Origin of the sequence: Hypericibacter terrae (genome assembly GCF_008728855.1) — a bacterium.
Lineage (GTDB): Bacteria > Pseudomonadota > Alphaproteobacteria > Dongiales > Dongiaceae > Hypericibacter > Hypericibacter terrae.
Genome location: NZ_CP042906.1, coordinates 1216110 through 1227536, shown reverse-complemented (window position 1 = coordinate 1227536; position 11427 = coordinate 1216110). Strand labels below are relative to the sequence as shown.

General features: G+C 67.4%; 10 protein-coding genes and 1 other RNA gene. All 11 read left to right on the top strand.

Going from position 1 to position 11427, the window contains the following annotated elements; all coding sequences use genetic code 11:
• Positions 1 to 172 precede the first annotated feature (172 nt).
• The 11 genes from FRZ44_RS05695 (at position 173) to mraY (ending at position 11417) form a co-directional block, all read left to right on the top strand.
• Entirely contained in the window at positions 173 to 931 is a 759-nt protein-coding gene (locus FRZ44_RS05695) for a TerB family tellurite resistance protein (protein WP_151176271.1), read from the top strand.
• A gap of 132 nt (positions 932 to 1063) precedes the next feature.
• Complete coding sequence (locus tag FRZ44_RS05690) at positions 1064 to 1942, top strand: DMT family transporter (protein WP_225308561.1); 879 nt, start codon at positions 1064 to 1066, stop codon at positions 1940 to 1942.
• 17 nt (positions 1943 to 1959) lie between these two features.
• A complete protein-coding gene (locus tag FRZ44_RS05685) occupies positions 1960 to 2670 on the top strand; it encodes an N-acetylmuramoyl-L-alanine amidase (protein ID WP_151176270.1) in 711 nt (236 codons plus the stop codon).
• Positions 2671 to 2703: 33 nt separating this feature from the next.
• Positions 2704 to 3132, top strand: an RNA gene (gene rnpB, locus FRZ44_RS05680) — RNase P RNA component class A.
• A 345-nt stretch (positions 3133 to 3477) separates the two neighbouring features.
• Positions 3478 to 3945 (top strand): division/cell wall cluster transcriptional repressor MraZ, encoded by a 468-nt coding sequence (locus tag FRZ44_RS05675; RefSeq protein ID WP_151176269.1) that lies wholly within the window; start codon positions 3478 to 3480, stop codon positions 3943 to 3945.
• Positions 3942 to 4958, top strand: a complete 1017-nt coding sequence (gene rsmH, locus FRZ44_RS05670) for a 16S rRNA (cytosine(1402)-N(4))-methyltransferase RsmH (protein ID WP_151176268.1) — start codon at positions 3942 to 3944, stop codon at positions 4956 to 4958. Before FRZ44_RS05675 ends, rsmH begins: the two co-directional genes overlap by 4 nt.
• 3 nt (positions 4959 to 4961) lie before the next feature.
• The gene (gene ftsL, locus FRZ44_RS05665; RefSeq protein WP_151176267.1) at positions 4962 to 5627 is read left to right on the top strand and encodes a cell division protein FtsL; all 666 of its coding nucleotides are present in this window, start codon (positions 4962 to 4964) and stop codon (positions 5625 to 5627) included.
• Positions 5624 to 7351: a peptidoglycan D,D-transpeptidase FtsI family protein gene (locus tag FRZ44_RS05660; RefSeq protein ID WP_151176266.1), complete on the top strand. Its 1728-nt coding sequence runs from the start codon at positions 5624 to 5626 to the stop codon at positions 7349 to 7351. The genes ftsL and FRZ44_RS05660 overlap by 4 nt, the downstream gene beginning before the upstream one ends.
• A gap of 20 nt (positions 7352 to 7371) precedes the next feature.
• Complete coding sequence (locus tag FRZ44_RS05655; protein WP_151176265.1) at positions 7372 to 8856, top strand: UDP-N-acetylmuramoyl-L-alanyl-D-glutamate--2,6-diaminopimelate ligase; 1485 nt, start codon at positions 7372 to 7374, stop codon at positions 8854 to 8856.
• Positions 8853 to 10313 (top strand): UDP-N-acetylmuramoylalanyl-D-glutamyl-2,6-diaminopimelate--D-alanyl-D-alanine ligase, encoded by a 1461-nt coding sequence (locus FRZ44_RS05650; RefSeq protein ID WP_151176264.1) that lies wholly within the window; start codon positions 8853 to 8855, stop codon positions 10311 to 10313. Before FRZ44_RS05655 ends, FRZ44_RS05650 begins: the two co-directional genes overlap by 4 nt.
• Before the next feature lie 15 nt (positions 10314 to 10328).
• Positions 10329 to 11417: a phospho-N-acetylmuramoyl-pentapeptide-transferase gene (gene mraY / locus FRZ44_RS05645; protein ID WP_151176263.1), complete on the top strand. Its 1089-nt coding sequence runs from the start codon at positions 10329 to 10331 to the stop codon at positions 11415 to 11417.
• Positions 11418 to 11427: the final 10 nt, after the last annotated feature.

Below are 11427 nucleotides of genomic sequence, written 5' to 3'. Positions count from 1 at the left end.
CGCACCAAGCCGCAGATGGACGAGTAAGCCTTTGATCCTGTTCGCCTCTCTTGAGCAAGGCTGGCTCCGGCACGGCCCTTTCGGTAAGCTACAGGATGTATGCTTCGCGTTAAGGAACCGCTGGCTCCTGGCGCCCTCGCCACCCCCGTTTTTCCCAACAATCGAATTGGCCATGAGCATCTGGGGCAAGATCCTCGGCGGAGCCGCCGGTTTCGCGCTGGGCGGCCCGGTCGGCGCCCTGGCCGGGGCCGTGGCCGGCCATGCCGTCGATATGCTGACGGAAGCCAACCTGCAGGACGACGCCCAGGCGCTGCCGCCGGGCGACGAGCGGGCGGCGACGCGCCAGATCGCCTTCACCATCGGCGTGATCGTGCTGGGCGCCAAGATGGCCAAGGCCGACGGCAAGGTCACGCGCGAGGAGATCGCCGCCTTCAAGGAGGTGTTCCGGGTTCCGCCGCATGAGCTGAAGAATGTCGGACGCTTCTTCGATCAGGCGCGGAAGGATGCCCACGGCTTCGAGCCCTATGCCCGGCAGATCGCGAAGATGTTCCCGCGAAAGTCGCGGGTTCTCGAAGAGCTGATCGACGGCCTGTTCCATATCGCCAAGGCCGACGGCAAGGTCAGCGATGCGGAACTGGACTATCTGCGCCGGGTCGCGCAGATCTTCGGATTTGCCGAGGCCGATTTCGAGCGGATCCGCCACTCGCATCTCGGCCCCGACGAATCCGACCCCTATACGCTGCTGGGCGTGACGCGCGACGCCAGCGACGCGGACATCAAGCTCGCCTGGCGCAAGCTCATCCGCGAAACCCATCCCGACAAGCTGATCGCCAAGGGCCTGCCGCAGGAATTCGTCGATCTCGCTACCGACAAGATGGCGCGCGTCAATGCCGCCTACGACCGGATCGCCCGGGAGCGCGGCATTGGGTGACTCGGGACTATCTCCTCCCCCGCCTCGCGGGGGAGGATCAAGGAGGGGGCTGCTCGATATTGAAGACCGTCCAGCCCTCTTCCCACCCTTTCTCCGCGCTGGGGGAACGGACAGAGTGAGTTTGGAAACGGCGTGAAACCCCGTCATCTGGCCCTGATCCTTCTCGTCATGATGATCTGGGGATTCAATTTCGTGGTGGTGAAATGGGGGCTCGGGCTGATGCCGCCCTTCACCTTCGTGGCACTGCGCTTTCTCGGCGTGGCGCTGCTGCTGCTTCCCTTCATCAAGCCGCCGCCGCGCTGGCGCGAGCTGGTCGGGCTGTCGGTGACCCTGGGCATTCTTCATTTCAGCCTCATGTTCACCGGCATGAGGGATGTCGATGCGTCGACTGCCGCGATCGCAGTGCAGCTCCAGGTGCCTTTCGCGGCCCTGCTGGCGGCCTACTTCTTCAAGGACCGGATCGGGTGGCGACGCATGCTCGGCATGGTGATCGCCTTTGCCGGCGTGGCGCTCATCGCCGGCGAGCCGCGCTTCGAGAACGGCTATCTGCCGCTGGCGCTCGTCATCGCCGCGGCCTGCGTCTGGTCCTTCGCCAACATCCAGATCAAGAAGATGGGTGACGCGATCGATGTGATGGCGCTCAATGGCTGGATCGCCGTCCTGGCATTCCCTCAACTCCTGATTGTGGCTTTCCTGGTCGAGGGCAATCCGATCGAGACCGTCCCCTGGGATCACTGGGGTGTCTGGGGCGTGCTCGCCTTCCAGAGCATCCTCGTCACGCTGGTGGGCTATGGTGTGTGGTATCGGATGATGCGGAAATTTCCGGTCAATCAGGTGATGCCCTTTACGCTGATGATCCCGCTGTTCGGTGTGTTGTCGGGCATCCTGTTCCTGGATGAGCCCTTGACCTGGCTCATGGTGATCGGGGGTCTCGCGACGCTGGCGGGCGTGGCGATCTGCGTGATCCGGCGGCCGGCCCTCGTGGCGGCCTCGACCAAGGGTGGGCAATAGGGCCGAAGGGCATGACCATGGCAAAGCTCGAACTCAGCGAAGTCCTCTCGCCCAACCATGACGAACGGCCTGCCGGCCAGCCGATCGACATCCTCCTGCTGCATTACACCGGCATGAAGGGTGCGCAGGCGGCGATCGACCGGCTGGTCGATCCGAAGGCGAAGGTGAGCGCCCATTATCTGATCGAGGAGGATGGCACGCCCTGGCGCCTGGTGGCCGAGGAGCGGCGCGCCTGGCATGCCGGCGTCAGCTATTGGGAGGGGTCGCGCGACATCAATGCCCGTTCGATCGGCATCGAGCTGGTCAATCCCGGCCATGAGTTCGGCTATCGGCCCTTCCCGCCGGCCCAGATGGACAGCCTCGAGGCGCTGGCGCTGGAGATTCTCGCGCGCCATCCGATCACGCCCCGCCATGTGCTGGGCCATTCCGACGTGGCGCCGCCGCGCAAACAGGATCCGGGCGAATTGTTCGATTGGGCCGGCCTCGCCCGCCATGGCATCGGCCTCTGGCCGCGCGCGAGCGCCACACCGCGGAGTTGGTCGGTCGCCGAGTTCCAGTCAGGCCTCGGTCGCTTCGGTTACGAGGTTCCAACCCATGGGCAGCTCGACGAGGCGACGAAGACCGTCCTGATCGCGTTCCAGCGTCATTTCCGTCCGTCACGCTTCGACGGCGCGCCCGACGACGAATGCGCGGGCATTCTTGCGGATCTTCTCGACCAGATCGGTTGACCTGCGCCGCTTCAGCGCCTAACTCTGCGCAAGCCAGACGGCCAGGTGGCCGCCTTCCGCCGATCGGCAACGGTCGGCGTGGGGGAGGAAAGTCCGGGCTCCACGGAAACACGGTGCCGGGTAACGCCCGGCGGGGGCGACCCCAGGGACAGTGCCACAGAAACATACCGCCCGACCCGGCAACGGGAAGGGTAAGGGTGAAATGGTGCGGTAAGAGCGCACCGCATGGCCGGCAACGGTCATGGCAGGGCAAACCCCACCGGGAGCAAGACCAAGTAGGGACAGCAGGTTCTTGATTTCCTTCGGGAAATCCTGAACCGGGCGGTTTTCGAGCCGCTGTCCGGGTCGGTCGCGCGAGGCGTTCGGCAACGAACGTCCCAGATGAATGGCCATCGCCGGGGACTGGCTGGTTCGCCAGTCGATCCCCGTGCACAGAACCCGGCTTATCGGCCGTCTGGCATTACCTCCCCTGCCGGCTTTGTCCCCTGGCGCCACCCCTTCGGCGGGATGTCGCCGCAAGTATTCGCCGCCAGAACAAATAAAGAACACGAAGTCGCCGCAATGACGAGCGAGGCTTCGTCTTGGGCACAGATTTCTGTGCTTCGAGGGATCAGCGAAAGCGTGGTTAACGCCCCGTAAATGCCTCGAAAGACCAGATTTTTACTACCCATTCCCATTGACGCCCATAGTATCCCATGATATCCCATAAATGCCGGTCGGGTGCCCAGGTGGCGCCCATGAAGTCCGTTCAGGGTCGTTTTTGGAGAACGGGCGGCTGCGGCGAAGGGGCAAGGAATCGGAAGGCCGATGGCGCTGTTCATCGACACCTTCGTGAACAAAATCGACCGCAAGGGGCGGGTTTCCGTCCCGGCGCCCTTCCGTGCTGCGCTCTCCGGACAGGCCTTCCACGGAATCGTGGCGCTCCCCTCCTTCAAGTACAAAGCCGTGCAATGCGCCGGCATCGACTGGATGGAAGGGATCAAGGCGCGCCTCAGCACCAACTCCGATCTGTTCTCGGAAGAGCATGACGATCTGACAATGGCGCTGTTCTCCAGCGCCAAGCAGCTCGCCTTCGACGGCGAAGGCCGCGTACAGCTGCCCGAGGATCTCGCCAAGGAAGCCAATATCGGCGAAGTCGCCGCCTTCGTCGGACGCGGCGAGCATTTCGAGATCTGGGAACCCCAGGCGCTCGAGCGCTACAAGATCGAAGCGCGCAAGCGCGCGCTCGAAAAGGGACGCACCTTGCGCAGCGCGCGCCCGGACGGTCAGCCATGACCGGCAAGCGTCGCAACAAATCGGACGTCGATGCCTCCGGCGCGCAGGCCCATGTGCCCGTGATGCTCGACGAGGTGCTCGCGGCCCTGGCGCCCAAGGATGGCGGCATCTATATCGACGGCACCTTCGGCGCCGGCGGCTACAGCCGCGCCATCCTCGCCGCCGCTGACTGCACCGTCTGGGCGATCGATCGCGATCCCGATGCGATCGCGGGCGCGCAGGCGCTGGCGCAGGATTTCCCGGGCCGCCTTCATGCGGTGCAGGGGCGCTTCGGCGACATGCGCGAGCTGTTGAGCAAGCGCGGCTTGAGCCATGCCGACGGCATCGCCTTCGATTTCGGCGTCTCCTCGATGCAGATCGATCAGCCCGAGCGCGGCTTCTCCTTCCGCTTCGACGGTCCGCTCGACATGCGCATGGGCCGCGACGGCCCGACCGCCGCCGATCTCGTGAACGAGATGGAAGAATCCGATCTCGCCGATCTCATCTTCCGCTATGGCGAGGAACGCCGCGCCCGCCAGATCGCGCGCGCGATCGTGGCCGCGCGCCGCACCGCGCCGATCACGCGCACGCTGGCGCTGGCCGAGATCGTGCGCCGTGCCTCGGGCCCCCGCGCCCATGACGGCATCGATCCCGCGACCCGCACGTTCCAGGCCTTGCGCATCGCCGTGAATGACGAGCTGGGCGAGATTCGCCGCGGCCTCGTCTCCGCCGAGGCGCTCCTCCAGGCGGCCGGCCGGCTCGCCGTCGTCTCCTTCCATTCGCTTGAGGATCGCGAAGTGAAGCGGTTCCTGCGCGAACGGGCCGGCCGTACACCCCAGGGCTCTCGCCATCTGCCCGAGGCGCCAGCACCCACGCATGCGCCCAGCTTCCGCACCCTGTCGCCCGAGCTGGTGAAGCCCGGCAAGGCCGAAACCGATCGCAATCCGCGCGCCCGCTCGGCGCGCCTGCGCGCGGCCGAGCGCACCGCCGCCCCCGCCTGGGGCGAGAGCGGCGCTGCGGCCGAGGAGGACTGATCCATGAACCGTCTCTCCCTGCCGGTCTGGCTCGTTCTGGTGATCGCCGCCGGCTTCTGCATGTTCCAGATCAAGTTCGCGGTGCAGGAACTCGAGCATCAGCTGGGTCAGACCAACCGCGACATTGCCCGCGCGCAGGAGCAGGTCCGCGTGCTCAAGGCCGAATGGAGCTATCTGAACGAACCCGGCCGGCTCTCCGATCTCAACCGCCGGCATCTGGGCCTGGCGCCGGTCGCGGCCAAGCAGATGGAGAATCTGGCCGCCCTGCCGCCGCGCCTCGATGTGGCGCTGCCCGCGCCGAGCTTCCACCCCAAGCCCGCCACCAGCGAGACCGCCTCGCTCGCCAGCGGCCTCGAATGGTCGGCCGGCATGGCCGATCTCGACGCCAGCGCCCCGGCGGGGCCGGCCCTGACCGGCCTGGCGCCCAGCGAGTTCGTCCCGGTCAGCTTCGAGCCCGACCAGGATCTGGCCGATGCCAGCAACACGGTCGAAGCCGCCCCCACGCCGACAACCGCCGCCATGGCGCCGGTCGATCCGACCTCGGGCAGCGAAGACCTTTCCGCCACGGCCGCCGCGGCGACGCGCGCGGCCACGGGCCCGCTGGTCTCGCCCAGCGACGATCCGCTGGGCGCGCTCATCGCCGCGACCACCGCGGAGCAGCAGCAATGAAACCGCGGCCCTCGCGCCACCCGCAAGGACCCCAGCTCGCCGATCCCCGGCCGCCGCGCTTCGAGGACCTCTATGCGCTCGACGGCGAGCGCAAGCGCGTGCTCGAGACCGGCTATCTGCGCCTCCTGTTCGGCGGCGGGCTGTTCCTGGTGGCCTTCCTGGCCATCAGCCTCCGCCTGTTCGAAGTCGGCGTCTGGAATGGCGGTGAGCGCGAGAGCGCGCAACTGCCGACACCCGATCTGGAGGTCGCCCGCGCCGACATTCTCGATCGCAACGGCGTCCTGCTGGCGACCAGCCTCGCCACCGCCTCGCTCTATGCCGATCCCCAGCAGATCGCCGATCCTGCCGGAACCGCGGCGAAGCTGGTCGAGATCCTGCCGGATCTGAGCGCCGCCGAGCTGACCGCGAAACTGTCGGCCAAGAGCCGCTTCGTCTGGATCAAGCGCGATCTGACGCCGCGCCAGCAATATGCGGTCAACCGCCTCGGCATCCCCGCCCTGGCCTTCCAGCGCGAGGAACGCCGCGTCTATCCGCAGTCTTCGCTGACCGCGCATGTCGTCGGCTACACCGACGTGGACAATAAGGGCCTCGCCGGCATCGAGCAGTCCTTCGACGACGTGCTCAAGAGCGGCCAGCCGGTTCAGTTGTCGCTGGATCTTCGCGTCCAGCACATCCTTCACGACGAGCTCCAGCGCGCGATCACCGATTTCTCGGCGGTCGGCGGCGCCGGCATGGTGCTCGACGCCAATACCGGCGAGATCCTCGCCATGGTCTCGCTGCCCGATTTCGATCCGGTCAATGCCGGCACGGCGACGCCCGACCAGCGCTTCAACCGCGCGACCTTGGGCGTCTACGAGATGGGCTCCACCTTCAAGATCTTCAACACGGCCGCAGCCCTCGATTCCGGCGTGATCGGCATCAACGACAGCGTCGATGCGAGCCATCCCTTGCGGGTCGCGGGCTTCACCATCTCGGACTTCCATCCGGAGAACCGTCCGCTGACGGTCTCGGAAGTCATCATGTATTCCTCGAACATCGGCTCGGCGCTGATCGCGCAGCGCATCGGCACCGAGCGCCAGCGCAAATTCATGGACAGCATCGGCATGCTGCGCCGGGCCTCGATCGAGATCCCGGAGGCCGGCGCGCCGATGTACCCGGCCGACTGGCGTCCGATCAACACCATGACGATCGCCTATGGCCATGGCATCGCGGTCAGCGCGCTGCATCTCGTCACCGGCGTGGCGGCGATGGTCAATGGCGGCATGATGCGCCCGGCGACGCTGATCCATCGCAGCCTCGACCAAGTCACCGACGGCCAGCGCGTGATCAAGGCCGAAACCTCGGCCGAGATCCGCCAGCTCCTGCGGCTCGTGGTCGAGAAGGGCACCGGCAAGAAGGCCGACGTGCCCGGCTATTTCGTCGGCGGCAAGACCGGCACGGCCGACAAGCTCGGCAGCCACGGCTACGTCGCCAATGCCCGCATGGCTTCCTTCGTCGGCGTCTTCCCGATCAACGCGCCGCGCTATGTGGTGCTGGCGATGGTCGACGACCCGAAGCCCAATGCGAGCTCTTACGGCTATGCGACCGGCGGCTGGGTTGCGGCGCCGGCAGTGGGGCGCGTGATTCAGCGCATGGCCCCGCTGCTCGGCATCCCGCCGCAGGATCAGAACGACATGCCCTCCGAGACCGCCGCGCTGCTCGTGTCAGCGCGCGGTACGGAATAGGGACGGCGGAGTTCGGGCCGGTGCGGCTCAAGGACCTCCTGGAGGAACGGAAGACGGACGTGGCGACGGCGGCGGCGGAAATCGAGATCAAGGGTTTGAGCGCGGACTCGCGTCGCGTGGAGCCCGGCTATTTGTTCGCCGCCCTGCCGGGGTCGCGCGCCGACGGGCGCGTCTACATCATCGATGCGCTAAAGCGCGGCGCCAGCGCGATCCTGGCGCCCTTCGACACCGACCTGCCGCCCGAGATCGGCCGCGTTCCGGTCATCCTCGACGACAATCCGCGCCGGCGCCTGGCGCTCATGGCGGCGCGCTTCTATCGCAAGCAGCCCAAGACCATCGCCGCCGTCACCGGTACCAGCGGCAAGACCTCGACCGCGCATTTCACGCGCCAGCTCTGGACGCTGCTAGGCTTCCGCGCCGGCAGTCTCGGCACGCTGGGCGTCGTCGCCCCCGGCCATGACCATTCCGGCGCCTTGACGACGCCCGACCCGATCGAGCTGCATCGCCTTCTGGCCGAGCTGGCCCAGGGCGGCATCGATCACCTGGCACTCGAAGCCTCGAGCCATGGCATCGACCAGTTCCGCCTCGACGGGGTGAAGCTGAAGGCCGCGGCCTTCACCAACCTCACCCACGAGCATCTCGACTATCACGGAACCATGGCGCGCTATTTCCGCGCCAAGGCGCGGCTGTTCGAGCAGCTGCTGCCAGGCACCGGGACGGCCGTGCTCAATGCCGACAGCGACCAGTTCGAGCCCCTGCTCGCGATCTGCAAGCAGCGCGGCCTCGCCACCATCGCCTTCGGCAAGGCCGGCAAGGACCTGACGCTGGTCGACCGCACCCTGCTGCCGGAAGGCCAGCGCCTGGTCCTCGACATCTTCGGCCAGCGCACCGAGCTCATGTTCCCGGTCGCCGGCGGCTTCCAGGCCTATAACGCCCTGACGGCGCTGGGGCTCGTCATCGGCTGCGGCGCCGATCCCGCCCGCGCCACCGCCGAGCTGTCGCAGCTGAGCGGAGTCCATGGCCGCATCGAGCTGGTGGCCCGCCATCCGAGCGGCGCCACGATCCTGGTGGACTATTCGCACAAGCCCGAGGCGCTGCGCACGATCCTCAACGAGCTTCGGCCCCTCGCCCGCAACCGCCTCGTGGTGGTGTTCGGCTGCGGCGGCGATCGCGATCGCGCCAAGCGACCGGTGATGGGCGCCATCGCCACCGAGCTGGCGGACCGGGTCATCGTGACCGACGACAATCCGCGCAGCGAGGATCCGGCCGCCATTCGCGCCGAGATCATGGCGGCGGCCCCCGGTGCGCGCGAGATCGGTGACCGGGCTCTCGCCATCCGCACCGCCGTCGGCGAGCTCGAGGCGGGCGATCTCCTCGTCATCGCCGGCAAGGGCCATGAGACCGGCCAGATCGTCGGCTCGGTCACGCATCCCTTCGACGATGCGGAGGTGGCGCGCGCCGCCGCCATCGCCGTCGGCGGACGCAAAATCGGGGGTGGCGCATGAGCGCCGCCGCGAAACCGGTGCTCTGGACCGCCGCCGAAGCGGCCAAGGCTTCCGCGGGCCTGCTGGAAGGCGCCGCCGCCTGGGCGGCAACCGGCGTCTCGATCGACAGCCGCACGGTCGAGGCCGGCGATCTCTTCGTCGCCCTCAAGGGTCCCAGCTTCGACGGTCATGACTATATTGCCCGGGCGCTTGCCGCCGGTGCCGTGGCCGCCCTGGTCCATCGCCGCCCCGAGGGGCTCGACGCCAACGCGCCGCTGCTGCTGGTCGACGAGACCCTGGCGGGCCTCGAGCGGATGGGCCAGGCGGCGCGCGAGCGGTCCAGGGCGAAGCGCATCGGCGTCACTGGCAGCGTCGGCAAGACCGGGACCAAGGAAGCGCTCAAGACCGTGCTCTCCGACCAGGCCCCGACCTTCGCGGCCGTCGGCAGCTTCAACAATCAATGGGGCGTGCCCCTGACGCTGGCGCGGATGCCGCGCGAGACGGTCTATGGCGTGTTCGAGCTCGGCATGAACCATGCCGGCGAGCTCGGCCCCCTGTCGCGCCAGGTCCGCCCCGAGGTCACGATCATCACCACGATCGAGGCCGTCCATATGGCGTTCTTCGCCTCGGTCGAGGCGATCGCGGACGCCAAGGCCGAAATCTTCGAAGGCATGGACCCCAGCGGGGTCGTGATCCTCAATCGCGACAACGCCCAGTTCGAGCGCCTCGCCGCCCAGGCGCGCCGTCGCGGGATCAAGCGCATCATCGGCTTCGGCACCCATGCCGAGGCGACCTCGCGGCTCCTCGACTGCTCGCTCCAGGCCACCTGCAGCGCCGTCTCCGCGGTCATCGAAGGCGAGCGGCTCGACTATTGCATCGGCGCGCCGGGCCAGCATTGGGTCATGAACAGTCTGGCCGTCCTCGCCGCCGTCAAATCCGCCGGCGCCGATCTGGGCCAGGCCGCAGCCGCCTTCTCGCGCGTCACCCCGCCCAAGGGCCGCGGCCAGCGCAGCCATGTGATGCTCCCGGCCCAGCGCGGTGGCGGCAGCGTCGAGCTGATCGACGAAAGCTACAATGCCAGCCCCGCCGCGATGCGGGCAGCCTTCCGGGTGCTGGCCCAGGCCAAGCCCCGGAACGGCGGACGGCGCATCGCCGTGCTGGGCGACATGCGCGAGCTGGGGGAACAGAGCGCCGAGCTCCATGCGGGGCTCGGTCCCGACCTGATCGCCTCGGGCGCACAGCAGGTCTTCACCGTCGGCCCCTTCATGACGAACCTGGATACGGCTCTGCCGGCGACTCTGCGCGCCGCTCACGCCGAATCGAGCGCCGAGATCATCGCGCCGGTGCTGGCCACGCTGAAGCCCGGCGACGTCGTCCTGGTCAAGGGATCGCTCGGCACCCGCATGGCGCCGATCGTCGAAGCCATCAAGGCCATGGGCGCCTCGGCGCCAATGCCGCGCGCCGCGAACGGCAACTAGGGGGACGGAACCGCAGTGCTCTACAACCTTCTCGCCCCCTTTGCCGAAGAGAGCTCGCTCTTCAACATCTTCCGTTATCTGACCTTCCGCAGCGGCGGTGCCGTCATGACGGCGCTGCTGCTCAGCTTCCTGCTCGGCCCGCGCGTCATCGCGTGGTTGAAGAGCAAGCAGCCGCATGGCCAGCCGATTCGCAGCGACGGACCCGAGTCGCATCTCCTGACCAAGAAGGGCACGCCCACCATGGGCGGCGTGCTGATCCTGCTCGCGGTCGCGATCTCGACCCTGCTCTGGGCCGATCTCGCCAACGGCTATGTGTGGGTCGTGCTGCTGCTGACCATCGGCTTCGGCCTGGTCGGGTTCGGCGACGACTATCTGAAGCTGACCAAGCGCGGCAGCAAGGGCCTGCCCGGCCGCCTCAAGCTGGTCGCGCAGATCGTCATGGGCACGGCGGCCGCGCTCGCGGTGATGCATCTGACGCCCGAGCCGCTCTCGACCGGTCTCACGGTCCCCTTCTTCAAGGAGATCCTGATCCATCTGGGCTGGCTGTTCGTTCCGTTCGCGGTTTTTGTGATGGTCGGCGCGTCAAATGCCGTGAATCTCACAGATGGGCTCGACGGACTCGCGATCGTCCCGGTAATGATCGTTGCGGGCTGCTTTGCCCTCATCGCCTATCTCGTCGGCAACGCGGTGTTCGCCAATTATCTGCAGCTCCATTTCGTGGCCGGCTCCGGCGAACTCGCGGTGTTCTGTGCCGCCCTCGTCGGCGCGAGCCTGGGCTTCCTCTGGTTCAACGCCCCTCCCGCGATGGTCTTCATGGGCGACACCGGCTCGCTCTCCATGGGCGGCGCGCTCGGCGCCATCAGCGTCGTGGTCAAGCATGAGCTGGTGCTGGCGATCGTCGGCGGTCTCTTCGTGCTCGAGACCGCCTCGGTGATCGTCCAGGTCGTCTCCTTCAAGCTCACCGGCAAGCGCGTCTTCCGCATGGCGCCGCTGCACCATCACTTCGAGAAGAAGGGCTGGGCCGAACCCACCATCGTGATCCGGTTCTGGATCATCGCCTCGATCCTGGCCTTGGCCGGGCTCGCCACCTTGAAGCTGCGTTGAGGATTTGACG

Bases quoted from the DNA above. Each gene is read 5' to 3' on its own strand.
- FRZ44_RS05695 (WP_151176271.1), top strand. From the start codon at position 173: ATGAGCATCTGGGGCAAGATCCTCGGCGGAGCCGCCGGTTTCGCGCTG.
- FRZ44_RS05685 (WP_151176270.1), top strand. From the start codon at position 1,960: ATGGCAAAGCTCGAACTCAGCGAAGTCCTCTCGCCCAACCATGACGAA.
- FRZ44_RS05675 (WP_151176269.1), top strand. From the start codon at position 3,478: ATGGCGCTGTTCATCGACACCTTCGTGAACAAAATCGACCGCAAGGGG.
- rsmH (WP_151176268.1), top strand. From the start codon at position 3,942: ATGACCGGCAAGCGTCGCAACAAATCGGACGTCGATGCCTCCGGCGCG.
- ftsL (WP_151176267.1), top strand. From the start codon at position 4,962: ATGAACCGTCTCTCCCTGCCGGTCTGGCTCGTTCTGGTGATCGCCGCC.
- FRZ44_RS05660 (WP_151176266.1), top strand. From the start codon at position 5,624: ATGAAACCGCGGCCCTCGCGCCACCCGCAAGGACCCCAGCTCGCCGAT.
- FRZ44_RS05650 (WP_151176264.1), top strand. From the start codon at position 8,853: ATGAGCGCCGCCGCGAAACCGGTGCTCTGGACCGCCGCCGAAGCGGCC.